This window comes from Saccharothrix longispora (genome assembly GCF_031455225.1).
Lineage (GTDB): Bacteria > Actinomycetota > Actinomycetes > Mycobacteriales > Pseudonocardiaceae > Actinosynnema > Actinosynnema longispora.
In genome coordinates this window covers 1107398-1124811 of sequence record NZ_JAVDSG010000001.1, presented here as the reverse complement: position 1 = coordinate 1124811, position 17414 = coordinate 1107398, and the positions used below count along the sequence as shown (strand labels likewise).

Annotated in this window: 18 protein-coding genes; 7 read left to right on the top strand and 11 right to left on the bottom strand. The window is 74.3% G+C overall.

All coding sequences use genetic code 11. From position 1 onward, the window contains the following. Positions 1-26 precede the first annotated feature (26 nt). Positions 27-1022, top strand: a complete 996-nt coding sequence (locus J2S66_RS05055; RefSeq protein ID WP_374726188.1) for an Acg family FMN-binding oxidoreductase — start codon at positions 27-29, stop codon at positions 1020-1022. 138 nt (positions 1023-1160) lie between these two features. Here the strand turns inward: J2S66_RS05055 and J2S66_RS05050 are convergent, their stop codons facing one another. From J2S66_RS05050 to J2S66_RS05020, 7 genes are all read right to left on the bottom strand, one after another. Continuing rightward, on the bottom strand, positions 1161-1367 hold the full coding sequence (locus J2S66_RS05050; RefSeq protein ID WP_310304325.1) for a PLDc N-terminal domain-containing protein: 207 nt from the start codon (positions 1365-1367) through the stop codon (positions 1161-1163). Between the two features lie 374 nt (positions 1368-1741). Further along, on the bottom strand, positions 1742-2365 hold the full coding sequence (locus tag J2S66_RS05045; RefSeq protein WP_310304323.1) for a CBS domain-containing protein: 624 nt from the start codon (positions 2363-2365) through the stop codon (positions 1742-1744). Beyond that, positions 2362-2832, bottom strand: a complete 471-nt coding sequence (locus tag J2S66_RS05040; RefSeq protein WP_310304322.1) for a universal stress protein — start codon at positions 2830-2832, stop codon at positions 2362-2364. The genes J2S66_RS05045 and J2S66_RS05040 overlap by 4 nt, the downstream gene beginning before the upstream one ends. Continuing rightward, positions 2829-3254 carry an OsmC family protein gene (locus J2S66_RS05035; protein WP_310304320.1) on the bottom strand — a complete coding sequence of 142 codons (426 nt, stop codon included), beginning with the start codon at positions 3252-3254 and terminating at the stop codon, positions 2829-2831. Before J2S66_RS05035 ends, J2S66_RS05040 begins: the two co-directional genes overlap by 4 nt. Further along, positions 3251-5857, bottom strand: coding sequence for a bifunctional acetate--CoA ligase family protein/GNAT family N-acetyltransferase (locus tag J2S66_RS05030; protein ID WP_310304319.1), 2607 nt, complete (start codon positions 5855-5857; stop codon positions 3251-3253). Before J2S66_RS05030 ends, J2S66_RS05035 begins: the two co-directional genes overlap by 4 nt. Continuing rightward, positions 5854-6342 (bottom strand): universal stress protein, encoded by a 489-nt coding sequence (locus J2S66_RS05025; RefSeq protein ID WP_310304315.1) that lies wholly within the window; start codon positions 6340-6342, stop codon positions 5854-5856. Before J2S66_RS05025 ends, J2S66_RS05030 begins: the two co-directional genes overlap by 4 nt. Before the next feature lie 116 nt (positions 6343-6458). Continuing rightward, complete coding sequence (locus J2S66_RS05020) at positions 6459-7037, bottom strand: CBS domain-containing protein (protein WP_310304313.1); 579 nt, start codon at positions 7035-7037, stop codon at positions 6459-6461. Between the two features lie 125 nt (positions 7038-7162). Between J2S66_RS05020 and J2S66_RS05015 the strand changes: the two genes are divergently transcribed. After that, positions 7163-7852 (top strand): universal stress protein, encoded by a 690-nt coding sequence (locus J2S66_RS05015; RefSeq protein WP_310304311.1) that lies wholly within the window; start codon positions 7163-7165, stop codon positions 7850-7852. Between the two features lie 140 nt (positions 7853-7992). On the opposite strand, the gene J2S66_RS05010 is transcribed toward J2S66_RS05015, so the two are convergent. Continuing rightward, positions 7993-8568 carry a CBS domain-containing protein gene (locus J2S66_RS05010; protein ID WP_310304309.1) on the bottom strand — a complete coding sequence of 192 codons (576 nt, stop codon included), beginning with the start codon at positions 8566-8568 and terminating at the stop codon, positions 7993-7995. Positions 8569-8776: 208 nt separating this feature from the next. On the opposite strand from J2S66_RS05010, the gene J2S66_RS05005 reads away from it, so the two are divergent. After that, positions 8777-9430 (top strand): response regulator transcription factor, encoded by a 654-nt coding sequence (locus tag J2S66_RS05005; RefSeq protein ID WP_310304307.1) that lies wholly within the window; start codon positions 8777-8779, stop codon positions 9428-9430. Positions 9431-9441: 11 nt separating this feature from the next. Here J2S66_RS05005 and J2S66_RS05000 read toward each other — a convergent pair whose 3' ends face one another. Then, a complete protein-coding gene (locus J2S66_RS05000) occupies positions 9442-11130 on the bottom strand; it encodes a sensor histidine kinase (protein ID WP_310304305.1) in 1689 nt (562 codons plus the stop codon). A 191-nt stretch (positions 11131-11321) separates the two neighbouring features. Between J2S66_RS05000 and J2S66_RS04995 the strand changes: the two genes are divergently transcribed. The 3 genes from J2S66_RS04995 (at position 11322) to J2S66_RS04985 (ending at position 13768) form a co-directional block, all read left to right on the top strand. Further along, positions 11322-12302 (top strand): Acg family FMN-binding oxidoreductase, encoded by a 981-nt coding sequence (locus J2S66_RS04995; protein WP_310304303.1) that lies wholly within the window; start codon positions 11322-11324, stop codon positions 12300-12302. 87 nt (positions 12303-12389) lie between these two features. Beyond that, positions 12390-13196: an HD domain-containing protein gene (locus J2S66_RS04990; protein WP_310304301.1), complete on the top strand. Its 807-nt coding sequence runs from the start codon at positions 12390-12392 to the stop codon at positions 13194-13196. 209 nt (positions 13197-13405) lie between these two features. Next, entirely contained in the window at positions 13406-13768 is a 363-nt protein-coding gene (locus J2S66_RS04985; protein WP_310304299.1) for a hypothetical protein, read from the top strand. A 58-nt stretch (positions 13769-13826) separates the two neighbouring features. Here the strand turns inward: J2S66_RS04985 and J2S66_RS04980 are convergent, their stop codons facing one another. Together J2S66_RS04980 and J2S66_RS04975 are read right to left on the bottom strand one after the other, a co-directional pair. Further along, entirely contained in the window at positions 13827-14687 is an 861-nt protein-coding gene (locus tag J2S66_RS04980) for a glycosyltransferase family 2 protein (protein ID WP_310304297.1), read from the bottom strand. A gap of 321 nt (positions 14688-15008) precedes the next feature. Further along, positions 15009-16382, bottom strand: a complete 1374-nt coding sequence (locus J2S66_RS04975; RefSeq protein ID WP_310304295.1) for a DUF2254 domain-containing protein — start codon at positions 16380-16382, stop codon at positions 15009-15011. A gap of 214 nt (positions 16383-16596) precedes the next feature. On the opposite strand from J2S66_RS04975, the gene J2S66_RS04970 reads away from it, so the two are divergent. Further along, positions 16597-17394, top strand: coding sequence for an ANTAR domain-containing protein (locus J2S66_RS04970; protein ID WP_310304293.1), 798 nt, complete (start codon positions 16597-16599; stop codon positions 17392-17394). The last annotated feature ends 20 nt before the right edge of the window (positions 17395-17414 follow it).

The following is a 17414-nucleotide window of genomic DNA, read 5'->3' as shown; positions in this document are numbered from 1 at the left end:
GATCGAGAGCGGTGGAGGTGAGTCGGGTGGAGCCCCGCCAACCGGACCGGAAGACCATCGACGCGGCGGTGGCACTGGCGTGCCGCGCACCGTCGGTGCACAACACGCAGCCCTGGCGGTGGCGCGTCGGCGACCGGAGCGCGCACCTGTACGCCGACGCGTCACGTCGGCTTCCCGCCACCGACCCCACGGGCACGGACCTGCTGCTCAGCTGCGGCGCGGCGCTGCACCACCTGCGCATCGCCCTGGCCGGCCTGGGCTGGCGGGCCATCGTGCACCGGTTGCCCAACCCCGCCGAGCCGGACCACCTGGCCGCCGTGGAATTCGCCCGGCACGAACCGACCGAGGCCGAGATCGCCCTGGCCGCGGCGATCCCGCGCCGCCGCACCGACCGCCGCCACTACTCCTCGTGGCGGGTGCCCGACACGGTGACGGCGCTGCTGGAGGAGCGGGCCGCCGCGGAGGACGCGGTCCTGTGCCGGGTCACCGGCTCACACCCCCGCTCCGCGCTGGCCGTCGCCACCGGGCAGGCCGCCGCGTGGCAGGCCGCGGACCCCGGGTACCGGTGGGAGCTGAGCACGTGGAGCGGCCGGCACGCGGACGCCGAGGGCGTGCCGGCCGTCAGCGCACCCGCCGGGCTCCCGCGGCACGGGGACGTCCAGCTGCGCGAGTTCCCCGGCGGTGAGCTGTTCGACGAGCCGTCCGGCGAGTGGGAGGAGGACGGCGCGCTCCTGCTGGTGCTGGCCGCCGCCTCGGAGGACCGCCTCTCGACGCTGCGCGCCGGCGAGGCGATGAGCGCCGTGCTGCTGGAGGCCACCTGCGCCGGCCTGGCGACGTGCCCGCTGAGCCAGCCGCTCGAAGTCGCCACCACGCGGGACCGGGTGCGCGACGAGGTGCTCGACGGCCTGCTGTCGCCCCGGATCGTGCTGCGCGTCGGCTGGGCCGCGTTCGGCGCCGAGCCGCTCCCGCCCACCCCGCGACGCCCGCTCGGGAACGTCGTCGAGGAGCTGGAGAACGCGTGAGGCACCCCGGTGGCGCGCCGGGCCGAGCACGTGCGGCGCGCCGTCGGGACCGGCACCGCGCGGACGGTGGCCGGGCGCGGACTTCGCCGCGCCCGGCCACCGTCGAGGGACCCGCCGAACGCCGAACCGGCCCGGTGGTCACCTCCTCCCCCAGCGGAACCAGGCCGCCGGGCCGATGAAGTTGATGCCGATGATCAGCGCCCACCGTCCTTTCGGGCCGTTGACGGCCGAGGCGGGTCGACGGGCCAGGTCCGTCCACGCCGCCGCGGCCAAGCCGACCTGCACGGCCGCCAGGGCCGCGATGGCACGTCGTCGGCCGCGGGGCAGTCCACTCCACTTCGTCATGGCACCGATTCTGCGCCGGACGCTCCGCGATGATGAGGGACCGGAGGTTCCATCGAGCGTGACCTTCGGTCACTGTCACCCGATCAGGTCGCCGACACCGCCGAGTACGCCCCCGCCGACGTCCTCTTCGCCCGGGTCCGGTTGACCACGGACGGACCGCGATCGGTCGTCGCGCACGCCTCGCTGGACGTCGACGGCACGCCCGTCAACGCCGAGGCCACCGCGGACGCCCACCAGGAGCGGTGGGCTCGGCGGGTCCGCCCCGTGATTCCCGGATCAGTCCCCCCACCACACCCGACGAGCCGGTGTCGGGATCGGTCCCCGCGAGGAGCACGACCTCGTCCACCGGCGTGTCGTGCGGCACGGCCTCGCGCTCAGCGACGGCCGGCGGCGCGCTCGGCCTCCGGGAAGGTCACGTCCACCACGCCGGCCACGGCGCCCGCGAGCACCGCGGCGACGTGCCGGTCGCGTTCGTCGTCCAGCTCGTCCTGGATCGACACCCGGCCGTCGACCACGCGGACCGTCCAGCGGTGGGGGTCGGCGTACAGGCCGAGCCGGTGCCGGACCTCCGCTTCGAGCGTGCGGTCGTCACGGCTGACCGCGCGCAGCATGTCGCGGCGGGTGATGACGCCGACGAGGCGCTTGCCGTCCACGACCGGGGCGCTGCGCACGCCGTGCTCCAGCATCCGCCGGGCCACGTCGGCCACGTCCGTGCCGGGCGCGGTGCCCACCGGGGGTTCGCCCATCACCTCGGCGACCGTCCGCCGCGGCAGGGACCGGCCGCGGCGGGGCTCGCCGTGCACGAGCGTGCGGGGATCGATCGGCAGCCGGTCGCGCAGGGCGTCGGCCTCCGTGACGACCCCGAGCAGCGTGCCGCTCCGGTCGACCACGGGCAGCATGGTGAACCCGCGTTCGGCCAGCAGGGCGCACGCGTCGCGCACGGGCGTCTCCGGCGTCACGGTGACCACGTCACGGGTCATCACGTCGCGAACCCTCATCGCACGGCCTCCTCGGTGACGAGCGCCTCGTCGACGCGACCGGCTCCCCCCGCGGGGAGCACGACGACCGGCACGGTGGCGTGCCGCACGCAGTGCACGCTGGTGCTGCCCAGCACCACCTGCCGGAGCCTGCTCCCGCTGTGCGAGGCGACGACCAGCATCACCGCGCCCCGCGCCAGTTCCTCCAGCGCCTCGGCGGCCGGACCGCGCACCGGCAGCCGCACGACCTCCGGCAGTTCCAGCCGCCCCACCGAGGCCGCGCGCACCGCGTCCTCGATCAGCGCCTCCGAGCGGGCGCGGGCGTCCTGCTCGGTGGACATCGTCCAGTCGGCCAGGGGCTCGTACTGGTAGGCGTTGACCACGTGCAGCGGGACCTGCCGCCGCACCGCCTCGTCCATCGCCCACCGCAGCGCGCGTTCGCCCGCGGGGGTGCCGTCGATGCCGACGACGATCGGACCGGTGTTCATGACTCCACCTCGTCGAGTTCGATGATGATCTCCGGCGGGTGCCGGAGGGTGTTGTGCACGGTGCAGTGCTGGAGGACGGCCAGCAGGGCGGTCTTGCGGCTCTCGGGCAGTCCGGCGGGCACGGTGACGTCCAACCGCACGTCGGTGACGCGTCGCTGGGGGTCGGCGCCCATCCGGTAGTCGGCGGTCACGCGCAGGCCTGCGCGGGGCAGCCCGTGGCGGTCGAGGAACCGGCCCGCGTAGAAGGCGGTGCACGTCGCCATCGACCCGACCAGCAGCTCGACCGGGCTGGGCCCGGCGTCGGCGCCCCCGTCGGCCGGCGGCTGGTCGGTGGGCACCAGGTGGCCGCGCATCGCGACGACGTACTCCTCGCCGCCCGCGAAGGCGACCGAGACCTGCGCGGTCTTCGTGGCGTTGCTCATGGCGTCCTCCTCGGGTCGCGCAGCCTGCGCAGGAACGGGTCCACCGGTTCGGCGGGCGCCACGTGCACGCGCGCGTCCACGGCGATCACGTCGTCCTCGGTGAGGACCAGGGGGTTGAGGTCGAGTTCGGCGACCTCGGGCAGCAGCTCGGCCAGGCGCAACACGCGGCGCAGCACGTCGCGCACGACCGCCTCGTCGTGGTCGCGGAACACCTTGGGCGCGGCGCGGAAGCCGTGCAGCAGGTCGTCCAGGTCGGCTTCCGACAGCGGGGCCAGCGCGGCGGCGCGGTCGTCGAGCAGGTCGGTGTCGACGCCGCCGAGACCGGTCACCACCAGCGGCCCGAACTGCGGATCGGTGACCACGCCGACGAGCAGCTCGCGCCCTCGCCGGGCCATCGGCTGGACGAACACGCCGGTCAGGCGGTCGCCGAACCGGTCGCGCAGCGCCTCGAAACCGCGGGTCACCGCGTCCTCCCCGGCGAGGTCGAGCAGGACCCCGCCGCCCTCGCTCTTGTGCAGCAGGTCGTCGGCCACGGCCTTGAGCGCCACGGGCGCGTCGAAGGACCGCTGGGCGGCGACCGCCGACCCGGCGTCCCGGACGAGCGCGCCGCCGAGCACCGGCAGCCCGAACGCCGTGAGCAGCCGGACCACCCGGTCGGGCGACAGCCACCCCTCCTGGCCGGCGATGACCGCGCGGGCCTCGGCCAGGTCCGCGCCGGACGGCTCCGGGAGCTCCGGCGCGGGTCGGCGCAGCCACTCGCCGCGCTCGGCCAGCGCGGCCAGCGCGGTGGCGGCCCGCGCGGGGTCGGCGTAGACGGCGATGCCGTCCGCGGTGAGCGAGACCGAGGCGTCCTGGTCGCCGCTCACCGCCAGCACGGTCTTGGCGGTGCGGTGCACACCGCCGGCGGGGTCGGCCACGGCGGTGGGCACGGTGACCGCGATGACCGCGTCCACGGCGGGGTCGGCCGCCACCAGGTCCAGGCAGTGGCCGAACGTGCGCTCGTCCACGGCGGCCGTGGTGTCGACCGGGTTGTGCGCACTGGCGGTACCGGGCAGCAGTGCCCGCACCGCGTCCACGGTGTCGACCCCCAGGTCGGCGATGGTCAGGCCGTGGCGGGCGCAGGCGTCGGCGGCGAGCACACCCAGCCCGCCCGCGTTGGACAGCACGGCGACCCGGCGGCCGGCCGGCAGCGGCGTGGCGTGCAGCGCGGCCAGCACCTCGACCAGTTCCGCGACACCGTCCACGGCGGTCACGCCGGCCTGCCGGAACAGCGCGTCGCGGGTGACGGCCGGGGTGGCGGTGGAGGCGGTGTGGGAGGCGGCGGCGCGCTGCCCGGCCTCGCTGCTCGCGGCGCGCACGGCCAGCACCGGCTTGCGCGCGGCGACCCGACGGGCCAGCCGGGAGAACTTGCGCGGGTTGCCGAACGATTCCAGGTACAGCACCACGGCGCGGGTGCGCTCGTCGCGCTCCCACCACAGCAGCAGGTCGTTGCCGCTCACGTCGTACTTGTCGCCGGTCGACACCAGTTCGGTGGTGCCCAGGCCGAGCGCGCGCAGCCGTTCGACCACGGCGATCGCGACGCCACCGGACTGGGTGACCACGCCGATGTCGCCCGCGGTGAGGCGGCCGGCCATGAAGGTGGCGTTCATCCGGACGTCGGGATCGGTGCCGGACACGCCGACGCAGTTGGGGCCGACCAGGCGCATGCCGTGTCGCCGCACCACGTCGAGCAGCAGGTCCCGGTCCACTCCCGAGGTGATCACGACCAGTGCCCTCACCCCGCGTCGACCGCAGTCCTCGGCGACCTGCGGCACGGCGGCGGCGGGCACGCACACGACCGCCAGGTCCGGCGCCTGCGGCAGGTCGGCCACCGAGCGGTGGGAGGCGACACCCAGCACCTGGTCGGTGTGCGGGTTGACGGCGTACAGCGTCCCCGGGTAGCCGCCGAAGACGAGGTTGTACAGCACGGCGTTGCCGACCGAGGAGCGCTTGCGGCCCGCGCCCACCACCACGACCGAGGACGGCGCGAGCACGGCGCGCAGGCTCGCCACGTCGGCGGCCAGCTCGCGGTCGGCGACCGCTTCCAGGTAGCGCTCACCGGGGTCGAGGCCGAGGTCGACGCGCACCTCGCCGTACTCCGCCGTGGACGTCCACGTCAGGCCGAGGTCGGCGAACACGCGCAGCATCTTCGCGTTGGCGGTCAGCACGTCGGCGCGGAAGCGCCGCACACCGCGCGCCCTGGCCAGCGACACCAGGTGCTCCAGCATCAGCGTGCCCACGCCGTGCGACTGCCGGTCGTGGGCGACGACCAGCGCCACCTCCGCGGTGTCGCCGTCGAGCAGGGCGTAGCTCGCCGCGCCGACCAGCACCTCGGCGACGAACGCGCCGAGCACGACGTGCCCGGGTTGGTCGGGCGAGGTGAGGCGGGCGACGAAGTCCTCCAGGAGTCGGGGCGAAGCGCCGAAGAACCGCAGGTAGCGGTCGTCCGGGGACAGGCCGCGGTGCAGTGCGAGCAGGGCGTCGGCGTCCGCCGGGCCCAGCTCGCGCAGCGCCACCACCGACCCGTCCGCCAGCAGCGCGCGGTCGACCGGGGGCGCGGTCACAGCAGCGGCCCGGGGGTGATGACCGGTTTGTGCTCCACCGGCTCGGACGGCGCCGTGCGCCCCGGCTCGCGGATGACGACCACCGGGCAGTGCGCGTGGTGCGCGCAGTAGGAGCTGACCGAGCCCAGCAGGACCCCGCGGATCGGACCCGCGCCCCGGCTGCCGACCACGAGGAGCGCCGCGTCCCGCGACGCCCGGACCAGCACGTCACGGGCGTCGCCCTCGGCCAGGACCGCGCGGACGTCGCCACCGGTCCCGCCGACGAGCTCCTCCAGCAGGGCCCGGCTGTCCTCGCGCAGCGTGTCCCGGTCCATCCCGGCGGCCACGGCGGCGGACATCGGCCCGATGACCATGCTGTACTCCACGTGCCAGGCCAGGACGGCCTCGACCACCGCACCGCGCAACTTCGCCTCGTCGACAGCCCACCGCAGCGCGGTCAGGCTGGAAGGCGATCCGTCCACGCCCACCACGATCCTGTCGTCCATCACTCCTCCTCGGGTGCTCACCTCAAGCTTTCCGAGCGGCGACGACCGGGGTCAGGTGCGGCGGTCACCCGCCGGTCGGGACTTTGGGCCCTGAACCGCCGGGACCGGCCGGGCGGTCAGTCGGTGCGATCGGTCGTGACGACCGGTCGCAGCTCCACACCGGTCACCCCGGGGATCGTGCGCACGAGGGCGGTCACGACCCGGCGCTCGGCCTCGTCGGCGAACGGCCCGGCGACCACCACGTTCCCGCCCGCCACCTCGGCGCTCCACCGGGAAGTGCGGCTGTAGGCGGTCAACAGCCGGTTGACGCGGCCGGCCAGGACGTCGTCGTCGGGGGTCAGCACGCGCAGCAGGTCGCCCCGGCCGACCACGCCCACCACGCGCCCCCTCGCGTCGACCACCGGCAGGCAGTGGAGCCGGTGGCCCAGCATCGCGCTCGCCAGCTCGCTGAGGGTGGCGGTGAGCGGCGCGCTGATCACGGAGTCGGTCATGACCTGGGCGACCGTGGCGGCCCCTCGCTCCAGGTTCGCCACCAGGAGGTCCGAGCCGGAGACGATGCCGACCAGCACGCCGCCGGGCCCGACGACGGGCAGGGCGGAGAAGCCGTGGTCGACCAGCAGCGCGCAGGCGGCGCGCACGGTGGCGGTGGGTTCGACCGTGTGGACGGGGCGCGTCATCACATCTGCGGTGTTCATGCCTCGCACGGTCCGCTCCTCGCACCACCCCGGTCAGTGCTGATGGTCCTGCCGCGCCGGTGACGTTGGCCCCTGCCCTTCGCCCCGGTGCCGCCGCACGCTGGGGGCGAGGATCGGAGGACGCCGTGATCGTGGTGGGTGTGGACGGGTCGGCCCCGAGCCGCGAGGCGCTGCGCTGGACGTTGACGCGGGCGGCGCGCACGGGCGAGGCCGTCGAGGCGACGATGGCGTGGCTGCACGAGCCGGAGTCCGCGGCCGCCACCGCGACGGGCGTGCACCCGCACGCCGGCGACCACCGTCGCCGACACCCGGCACGTGAACTGCACGCGGTCGTGGAAGACGTCCGCGCCTCGGTGCCCGGCGCGCCACCGGTCAGCGAGGCGACGGTGGTCGGCGACACCGACGCGGTGCTCCTGCGAGCCGCCCGGCAGGCGGACCTGCTCGTCATCGGCAGCCGGCGGCACCACCCGGCCGAGGCGCTGCCGGGCGGTGTCGCGGCGCGCTGCCTGCGGCACGCGCCTTGCCCGGTCGTGGTCGTGCCGCCCGCTCCGCGGGTGGCCGGCCGCGAACCCCGCCGGTGCGGGTCGGCGGCTCGCACGCCCGAGCACGGTCAGGCACGGCGGGGACGTTCGAAGGAGGTCGGCATGGGCACGTCGGTGAAGGCGCGGCGGCGCGCGGTCGCCACGGGGGTGGCGGAGGTGACGTTCCTGTGGGCGGCGGTCGGGTGCGTGCTGGCCCTGGTGCAGGGCCTGCTCCACATGGCCCGGAAGCGGCTCCGGCTCGGCTTGGTCCGCAGGACGGCCCGCCGCGGGTGAACGCGGTCGGCGAGGACCCGCCGCCGCTCGTCCACGCGATCACCGCGGGCGGCGGGGCGCCGCGCGGGGACGCCTCCGCGAGGTGACGGCCTGCTCGCCGACCGGCGAGCAGGCCGCGCCGACCACGACCGGGGCACTCGTCACAGGCTCACCTCCGGCTCCGATGTCACCAGGGCGGTCATCACGCCGGGCACGGCTTCCGCCAGCGCCGCGACGACCCGCGAGGACCGCTCGTCGACGAACGGCGAGCGCAGGACGACCCGGCCGTCGTGCACGGACACCGACCAGCTGCCGGGCCCGCCGTAGGCGTCCAGGCGCTCGCGCACGTCGGCGGCGATCGCGTCGTCGGTGCGGGCCAGGGCGCGCACCAGGTCGCGGCGGGTCACCACGCCGACCAGGCGCGCGTCCTCCACGATCGGGACGCAGCGGACCCCGTGCTCGACCATCGCACGCGCCAGGAGCGCGGCGGGCGCGTCGGGGTCCATCCCGTAGACCGGGGTGCTCATCACCTCCCGCACGGGCGCGTCGGCGGACCCGTCGGCGGCGAACCGGCCGCGCAGCAGGTCGGCTTCGGTGACGATGGCGACCAGCCGACCGCCGTCGACGACGGGCAGCGCGGTGAAGCCGTGACAAACCGCCAGTGCCGCCGCCTCGCGGATCGGCACGTCCGCCGTCACGGTGATGACGGGGCTGGTCATGATGTCGTGAGCCCTCATGGCGCACCTCCTCCACCACCGACGCTAGGCAGCCGCCCGGTTTCGCGACGCGGTCGTTGGTCCCCATCGACCAGGGACCCCGGGAGTGGCGGGCTGCGCGAGCGGACCGGCGGCGCGGGACCTTGAGCGCGTCGCGGCAGGGTCTTTGGACCCTGTGTCGGGTGCTCTCGTCCGGGGACCCTGGAAGCAGGCGGAGGAAAGGATCGAAGTGGTGGCGCGCGTGTTCTTGGTGGACGACCACGAGGTCGTCCGGGTCGGTGTCCGTGAGCTGCTCAACAGCGACGACGACCTGGAGGTGGTCGGCGAGGCCGGGTCGGTGGCCGAGGCGTTGGCGCGGGTGCCGGGCAGCGGCGCGGACGTCGCCGTGCTCGACGTGCGACTGCCCGACGGCAACGGCATCGAGCTGTGCCGCGAACTGCGCTCCCGGCTGCCGGAGCTCAAGTGCCTGATGCTGACCTCGTTCACCGACGACGAAGCCCTCTTCGACGCCATCATGGCCGGCGCCTCCGGGTTCGTCCTCAAGCGCATCGTGGGCCACGACCTGCAGAACGCCGTGCGCACCGTCGCCGCCGGCGGGTCACTGCTCGACGCCCGCTCCACCGCCGCCCTGCTGGACCGCATCCGCCGCGAACGCGACCAGGGCGACCCCACCCGCTCGCTCACCGAGCAGGAACGCACCGTGTTCGACCACATCGGCGAAGGCCTCACCAACAAGCAGATCGCCGAGAAGATGTTCCTCGCCGAGAAGACCGTCAAGAACTACGTCTCCCACCTCCTCGCCAAACTCGGCCTCGAACGCCGCACCCAGGCCGCCGTGCTCGCCACCAGGCTGCGCAAACCCGCCCCCTCGAACGAGGAGTGACCCGCCGACGACTACAGCGGCACCCGCCAGGTCAGACGGGTGCCGCCGCCGGGTTCGGCGACGGCCGTGCACGTGCCGCCCAGGTCCACGGCGCGCTGTTCGAGGTTGCGCAGACCGCTGCGCGCCACCTGCTCGGGCATCCCGACCCCGTCGTCGACGACGCTGATGGTGAGGTGGTCACCCGCCTCGACGGTGAGGACGAACCCCGCCGCGCGGGCGTGGCGCACCACGTTGCTCACCGCCTCGCGCACGACCGCCTCGGCGTGCTCGGCGACGTGGTCGGGCACCGAGTTGTCCACCGTCCCGCTCATCCGCACCGTCGGGGTGACCGCGACGTCCTCGGTCAACTCCGCGACCAGGTCCAACAGGCGCCGGCGCACACCGGGGACGTCCTCCGCGGCCTGGAGGTCGAAGATCGAGGTGCGGATCTCCAGCACCGTCTCGTCCAGCTGGACCACGGCCTTCTGCACGCGTTCGCGCGCCCGCGGTTCGCGGATCGAGCCCACGGCGCCCTGCAGGCTCATGCCGGTGGCGAAGAGGCGTTGGATGACGTGGTCGTGCAGGTCGCGGGCGATGCGGTCGCGGTCCTCCAGCAGGTCGACCAGGCGTCGTGCCCGCTGGTTCTCGGCGAACTCCAGCGCCACCGCCGCCTGGTCCGCGAAGGACGCCAGGAGCGGCACCTGGTCCGCGCCGAACCGCGCGCCGCCCTTGTCCCGCGCGACCAGCAGCACACCGGTCACGGCCGCCCCCGTCCGCAGCGGCACCGCCACGCCGGGGCCGACGTCGGCGGTCACCTCCCCCAGCGTGCCTTCCAGGTCGTCGATGAGCATCGGCGCGGCCGTGCTCAGCACCTGCTCCAGGAACGTCCCCGTCCCCGGGAACGGCCCGCCGACCAGTCCCGCGACCTGGTCACCCACCCCGGCCGCGACCTTCAGCCGCTGCTGCGGCCCGTCCTCGACCAGCACGATCAGCGACGTCGTCGCCTGTGACAGCTCGCGGATGCGCTGGGCGATCAGGCGCAGCGCGTCGTCCCTCGACGCGCCGCCGAGCAGCTCGGAGTTGACCTCGGCGGTGGCCTCCAGCCACCGCTCGCGCAACCGCGTCCGCTCGAACAGGCGGGCGTTCTCCACCGCCACGCCCGCCGCCGCGGCCAGCGCGGTCAGCACCACCTCGTCGTCGGCGGTGAAATCCCCACCGTCGATCTTCTCGGTCATGTAGAGGTTGCCGAACACCTCGTCGCGGACCCGCACCGGCACGCCCAGGAAGCTGTGCATCGGCGGGTGGTTGGCGGGGAAGCCCACCGACGCCGGGTGCTCGGAGAGGTCGTGCAGCCGGATCGCCCGCGGGTCCTTGATCAGCAGTCCGAGCAGGCCCTTGCCCTCCGGCAGGTGCCCCATCCGCGACCGGGCCTCCGGGTCGATGCCGACGTAGACGAACTCCGACAGGTTCTCGCGGGTGCCCAGCACCCCCAGCGCGCCGTAGCGGGCACCCACCAGCCCGACCGCCGCCTGCACGATCCGCTGCAACGTCGAGTCCAGCTCCACCCCGGCACCGACCGCCAGCACCGCGTCCAGCAGGCCCTGCATCTTGTCCCGGGTCGACCCGATCTCCGTCAACCGCTCGCGCATCTCGTCGAGCAGCTCGTCCAAGCGCAGGCCGCCGAGCAGGCGGTGCGGCAGTTCGTGGTTCGAATCGACCATGGCCACAAGATTCCACGACACGGGCACGGTGGCCAAGGGGGTCACGACCGTGTCGGGGTCATCACCTCGTGCCGCGACAGCCCGCCCCGACGTCCCTGCCGATTGAGGCCTTTCGTCCGTGTGCCGTCCGGTTCACGGTCCGGACAGTGGAGGTGTTGGTTCGATCGGGTGATGTGGTTGGGGTGAACGTGATGGACGAGGTCTTCGGACTGACACCGGACGAGGTCGAAGGCGTGCTGCGCACGGCGGCGGCGGCGCCGTCCGTGCACAACACCCAACCCTGGCGGTTCCGCCTGCACCACGACCGCATCGAACTGCACCCGGACCTCGAACGCGCGCTGCCCGCGACCGACCCCGACCAGCGCGAACTGCGCCTGGCCTGCGGCGCCGCCCTGTTCAACCTCCGCCTGGGCCTGCGCGCCCGCGGCATCCGCCCCCTCGTCACCCTGCTCCCGGGAGCCGACGCCCCCGGCGCGCTGGCCGTCGTCCGCTGGGGCGGACACCGCGACGTCGACGACGAGACGCGCGCACTCATCCGCGCCGTGCCCCGGCGCCGCTCCAACCGCAAGCCCTTCCACCACGCACCGGTCCCCGTCGCGCACCGCCACGCCCTCGTCCGCGCCGCCGAACGCGAACGCTCCTGGCTGCACGTCGTCACCGACCGCGCCGAACGCGCCCACCTCCAGGGCCTCGTCGCCGAAGCCCACCGGCTCCAGGCCCGCGACCCCGCCATCCGCGCCGAACTCACCGCCCGCACCGGCCCCCGCACCACCGACGGCATCCCCCCGGCCTCCGCCGGCATCCGCCCCGAACCACAGGACGAATGGGCGCTGCGCGACTTCCACGCCACCCCGCGCACCCCCGGCAAGGACTACGAGCCCGACCCCCTCCTCACCGTCCTGTGCTCCTTCCACGACGGGCCGCTGCACGACCTGCACGCCGGCCAGGCGCTCCAACGAGTCCTGCTCACCGCCACCACCCTCGGCCTGTCCGCCTCCTTCCTCTCCCAACCCACCGAAGTCCCCCACCTGCGCCACCGACTCCGCCGCGCACTCGGCGGACACCTCACACCCCAGACCGTCCTCCGCATCGGCTACGGGACCCACGTCCCGGCCACCCCGCGCCGCGACGTCACCGACCTGCTCCTCGAACCCTGCTCGTCCCGGTCCTGAGCGTCCCCGTCGCCGTGGCGCGAATCCGTCGCCACGTGGCGATCCAGCCACTCCCCTGGCCGCTGCCACCGTCCATAGCATCGGGGCATGGACGACACTTCCGCCGAAGACGGCGTGGGAATCCGGCCGGACACCGGCGGGCACATCGGACGGCGGGCGCTGCTGGAGTCGGGCGCACGCCTCGCGGTCGGAGCGGGCGTGCTCGGCACGGCCGCGGCGACGCGGGGCGGTACCGCCGCGGCCTCGGCCCCCAAGGCCCGCCACCCCGCCACCGGGCTCCGGCTCCCGGACACGGCCCTGGCCCGCCAGGCGATGCGGTTCGCCCGGGACGAATCCTCGGCGGTCCTGTTCAACCACGTCATGCGGTCCTACCACTTCGGCGTCCTGCTGCTGGAACGCGCCGGCGCCCGCTACGACCGCGAACTGCTGTTCATCGGCAGCGTGCTGCACGACCTCGGCCTCGTCGAGCGCTTCAGCACCCCGACGGAGCGCTTCGAACTGGACGGCGCCGACGCCGCCCGCCGCTTCCTGCGGGAACGCGGCATGGCGGCCGATCGCGTCGACGTGGTGTGGGACGCGATCGCGCTGCACACCAACGCCACCATCGCGGCCCGCAAGCGCCCGGAGATCGCCGCGGTGGCCGCCGGCGCCGGGGTCGACGTCGGTGGACGCGGACTGGAGGCGCTGGACCCCGACGACGTGGCCGCGGTGGTCGCCGCCCACCCGCGGACGGGGTTCAAGCGCGACACCGTCGACACGATGGTCGACCAGTGCCGCCGCAAGCCCACGGCGTACTTCACGCACCCGTTCGCGGAGGTGGGTCGCCGCCACATCCCGGGCTTCGCGGTGCCGACGGTCGAGGACGTGGTGCTCGCGGCGCCGTTCCCCGACTGATCGCCGTCGCGCGGGCGCGGAGGACCCATCCGGCTCTCCCGGGCCACCTGACCGGGTATAGCGTTGTCGGAGCACCCCGGTCGGTCGGTGCCGACATTCCCGATCGGCGATTCGCGCGCACGCGGGCGGGACTCCGCGACCGGTGACGCGTTCGGTGTTCGTGGCCGCACTTCCGAACCGGCGAGGAGGTCCCACCCGTGATCAGGAGAATGCGCGACAGAGCCCTGGTGACCACGGGGGTGGTCCTGGTCAGCCTCCTCGTGTCCACTCCCGACGCCGGCGCGGGCGGGAACTGCTACAACTACGGGACCCCCGGCTACGGGCAGGTGTTCACCGACATCTCCTATCAGGGCGACTGCTTCGAGTGGCCACTGCACTGGGGAACCGTGTACTTCCCCGACTACATGAAGGACAAGGCTTCCTCGTTCAGGAGTTGGTCCGGCTACCCGGGCAGGAGCCTGGTGCTGCGCGATTCGCAGTACCCCTCGTCCGGGGAGTACATCTGGCCCAACGAGTGGAAGCCGAGCCTCCACCACAACGACGCGGCCGACTACGTGGAGTTGTCCGGGTGAACCACGTCGCGGGGTTCGACCTCGTCGCACAGCCGGATCGGACGACGGGTGGCGGGGGTCAAGCGGGTCGGGTGAGCAGGCGGACCTGTCGCTCGACGTCGGCGGGCAGCAGGCGCCGTTGCCCGAGCACAGCGGGCAGCTTCAACGCCGCCGCCCCCAGCGCCGCCCACGCGACCCCGTCCCCCGCTCCGCGCCTGGCCAACGCCACCGCCTCGGCCAGCCCCACCCCGACCGGTCGGCGCAGCCAGGTGGTGAGCAGGTCGTTGCGCATCTCCGCCCGCCGCCGCGCCGCCGAGGGCCCCCGGCTCGTGGACGGTCGGTGGTGGGCCACCAACTCGTCGACGTAGCAGCACGCCCACCCCGCCGCGGCCATGTCCCACGAGAACAGCCGCTCCTCGCCGGGGAAGAACAGCACCGGGTTGAAGCCCCCCACCCGGAGGAACGCCTCCCTGCGCACGATCGAGGCGCAGCAGATGAACCCCAGCACGCGCGGGCCGGGCAGGTCGTCGCCGCGGCCCAGCGGGGAGGAGGCCATCTCCGCGCACACGGGGTCCTCCCGGCCCTCGGGTTCGACCACGACCCGCGCGGCGACCAGCCCCAGTCCGGGGTGCCCGCGGAACAGCTCCTCGGCCCTGTCCAGCGCGCCCGGCGCCCACCAGGAGTCGTCGTCGCAGAACGCCACGTACGGGGTGTCCGCCGCCCGCACGCCGCGGTTGCGCGCCGACGCGCCGACGTTGTGCCCCAACGCCAGCACCCGGACCTGGGGGAAGTCCCGGCGCACCCGCGCCACCGTGTCGTCGGACGAACCGTTGTCGACCACGATCACCGGCGCCGACAACCGGCGCAAGTGCCCCAACGTGCGCACCAACTCCTCCACGCGATCACGCGTGGCGATCACCACCGTCGTCTCGGTCACCACCGGGTGGTACCCGCGGCGCCCGCGCCCACACGACCGGTCGGTGGCGGACCCCCGGTGCGGCTGGGGCCTCGGCATCGCCCGTGAACCACCCGGACGAACAGGTGAGCCCGTCCGGTCGGGCGCCCGGCGCGGCGCACCCGACGCCCCCGCGGCGACCACGCACCGACGACGCGCAGAAGACGTGATGGGCACGCCGGGCACCCCGCCGATGGGCGCGCCCGCCGAGTGAGCGCGGCCGTGCGCCCCTCGGGTGCCGAGCAGGTCGACCACCCGCTCCGGTCGCCCGCGACGCGACCGGCCGCCCCGGGAGGAGACCGGTGTTCAGCTGGAGCGCGTCTCCCCGCTGCGGTCGTGGTAGGCGGCCCGGACGTCGCCGGTCAGGGCCTGTCGGCCCCGGCGGGCCATGTCCTCCACGGCGTCGACGTCGTACCGGCTCAACGATGAGGACACCTCGGCGGTGATGAGGTCCACCTGGACGTCGACGGCGGCGCGCTGCTCGTCGTCGCGGGTGGCGGTGGCGACGTCGCGCAGCATCCGGAGCAGGGCGTTCAGCACGGTGGGCTCGTGTCGGCCGTACCGGCGGACCTGACCGCACACGAGGTCCAGGTAGTAGGTGATGTCCCGGTCGGGGACCACGAGCCGCCCCACGCCCCGGTGGTCCTCGTGGAGGGTGCCGCCGAGCCGCCTGCCGGCGACCTTCACCGCCAGGTCGGAGAGGTGCCCGACGGCGTGGATGGCGGTGACCGGGTCGTTGATGCCCGGCGACAGCGCCTTGACCGCGATGTCGACGAGCTGCCGGAACCCGAACGCCGCGTCCTGCTCCATCGTGCGCTCGTAGTCGAGCACGACGCCCTCCCGCACGCCGGCCTCCACGTCCGCGAGCTCGACGGGACCCCCCTCGCGGCTCCAGGCGGACGCGAGCGGTGTGCCGCGCACGACGTGGTCGCCGGGACGCACGTCGAGTCGGATCAGGACGTCCGACGCCGCGGCGGTGCGGAGCAGGCGGTCCACGTCCACGAACCTCACGAAGCCACTGGAAACGGCGCACACCGACCCGCCCTCGCCGTCGACGTCCAACTCCTCGGGCGAGCGGGGACGAGAGTCGCCGTACCGGGGGCAGAACTCCTCGATCGCCCGGTCGGTCTCGTCGTGGACGGCCCGCATCATCGTGTCGACGCGCAGCACGCGTGCGATGTGGGCGATGAAGCCCAGGATGGCGGCCAGGACCGCCAGGCTCGCGCCGAACGCGATCAACAGCGTCAAGTCCGGGACCGAGCCGTCGTGCCCGACGTGGCGCAGTGCCGTGACGGCGAACACGAAGGCGGCCACCAGGACGGCGAGCACCGCCTTGAACACGCGGTCGTGCGTGAACTCGCGCAGCAGGCGGGGCGAGAACTGCTGGGAGGCCAACTGCAGGGCGACGATGATCAGCGTGAACGTCAGGCCGGTGACCGTGATCACCGAGGTGGCCAGGGCTTGCAGGAAGGCTGTCGCGGAGTCCAGGCCGCCGGGCCACCCGAGCCAGGCGAGCGGGTGTGGCCGGTCCAGGCGCACGGGCACCGACACCAGCGCGCCGACGAGGCCCACGACGCCACCGACACCGGGCCACAGCCACAGCGGCGTCCTCGACCGTTCCGCGTTGCGCTGCTCGGCGCTGTTCGTGGACGTGCTGTCAGCTACCCGAAGCGGGAACACCTACGCCACCGGCCCGCCCGAGACACGGCCGGCACCGCCGCGGAGGTGTCCCTTGGTGGACGACGACGACGGCGTGTGCCACTGTGGAGGGTGCAGCGAGCGGAAGACAGTCCGCTCGCCCCTGGTCGTGCCCAGTGGCATCGCGGCTGGGCGTCGTCACCCGCCGAGGTCCCCCACCGCACGTCCAGGTTCGGCGCGGTCGGGAGGAGACGGCATGACCGCTGGTCACACGCTCGACGACATCAGCGCCGATCCCGTCTTCCGCGCCACGGCGGCGCCGTACCTGATCCTCGACCCCGACCTGCGCATCCGCGCCGCCAACCCCGCCTACCAGAAGGCCACCCTCACCACCGAGGACGACCTGCGGGGCGCCCACCTCTTCGACGCCTTCCCCGACGACCCGGGCAACCCGCACGCCGACGGCCAGGTCAACCTGGGCGCGTCCCTCCAGCGGGTCCTCAGCCGCGCGCAACCGCACCACATGGGCATCCAGCGCTACGACGTGCCCCACCCCGAGGACCGCACCCGCTTCGTCAAGAGGGCGTGGAGCCCGCTGAACACGCCGATCCTCGACGACCGCCGCGTGATCGGCATCATCCACCACGTCGAGGACATCACCGACCTCTGCACGGCCCTGGAACCGGACACCCCCGACCTCCGGCGGTGGCAGGACCCGCGGCGACTGGGCGAGCTGACCGCGACCCTGTCCCGGCTGCGACGGGACCACCACGCCGTGGTCGGCGAGAACCGCCAGCTCCACCAGGCCCTCCACCGCCGCGGCGTCATCGAACAGGCCAAGGGCATCCTCATGGGCACCCGCCTCTGCACCCCGGACCAGGCGTTCACCATCCTGGTCCGGCTGTCCCAGGACACCAACACCAAGCTCTACGACGTCGCCCAGGCCCTGATCGACGACACCCTCGGCCGAAGGCGCCCGCCGACCCCCGGCCCGCGAGGGCGGGACGAGCACGTGCCGGCGGACCCGCCCGACGACCCGGCGGCCGACGGCTGAGAGCCGTGCCTCCGCGCCGC

Excerpts from the sequence above, each read along its gene's own strand:
- J2S66_RS05050 (WP_310304325.1), bottom strand. The coding sequence starts at position 1,367 with ATGACGAAGTGGAGTGGACTGCCCCGCGGCCGACGACGTGCCATCGCG.
- J2S66_RS05045 (WP_310304323.1), bottom strand. The coding sequence starts at position 2,365 with ATGAGGGTTCGCGACGTGATGACCCGTGACGTGGTCACCGTGACGCCG.
- J2S66_RS05040 (WP_310304322.1), bottom strand. The coding sequence starts at position 2,832 with ATGAACACCGGTCCGATCGTCGTCGGCATCGACGGCACCCCCGCGGGC.
- J2S66_RS05035 (WP_310304320.1), bottom strand. The coding sequence starts at position 3,254 with ATGAGCAACGCCACGAAGACCGCGCAGGTCTCGGTCGCCTTCGCGGGC.
- J2S66_RS05025 (WP_310304315.1), bottom strand. The coding sequence starts at position 6,342 with ATGGACGACAGGATCGTGGTGGGCGTGGACGGATCGCCTTCCAGCCTG.
- J2S66_RS05020 (WP_310304313.1), bottom strand. The coding sequence starts at position 7,037 with ATGAACACCGCAGATGTGATGACGCGCCCCGTCCACACGGTCGAACCC.
- J2S66_RS05010 (WP_310304309.1), bottom strand. The coding sequence starts at position 8,568 with ATGAGGGCTCACGACATCATGACCAGCCCCGTCATCACCGTGACGGCG.
- J2S66_RS05000 (WP_310304305.1), bottom strand. The coding sequence starts at position 11,130 with ATGGTCGATTCGAACCACGAACTGCCGCACCGCCTGCTCGGCGGCCTG.
- J2S66_RS04995 (WP_310304303.1), top strand. The coding sequence starts at position 11,322 with ATGGACGAGGTCTTCGGACTGACACCGGACGAGGTCGAAGGCGTGCTG.
- J2S66_RS04990 (WP_310304301.1), top strand. The coding sequence starts at position 12,390 with ATGGACGACACTTCCGCCGAAGACGGCGTGGGAATCCGGCCGGACACC.
- J2S66_RS04985 (WP_310304299.1), top strand. The coding sequence starts at position 13,406 with ATGCGCGACAGAGCCCTGGTGACCACGGGGGTGGTCCTGGTCAGCCTC.
- J2S66_RS04970 (WP_310304293.1), top strand. The coding sequence starts at position 16,597 with ATGACCGCTGGTCACACGCTCGACGACATCAGCGCCGATCCCGTCTTC.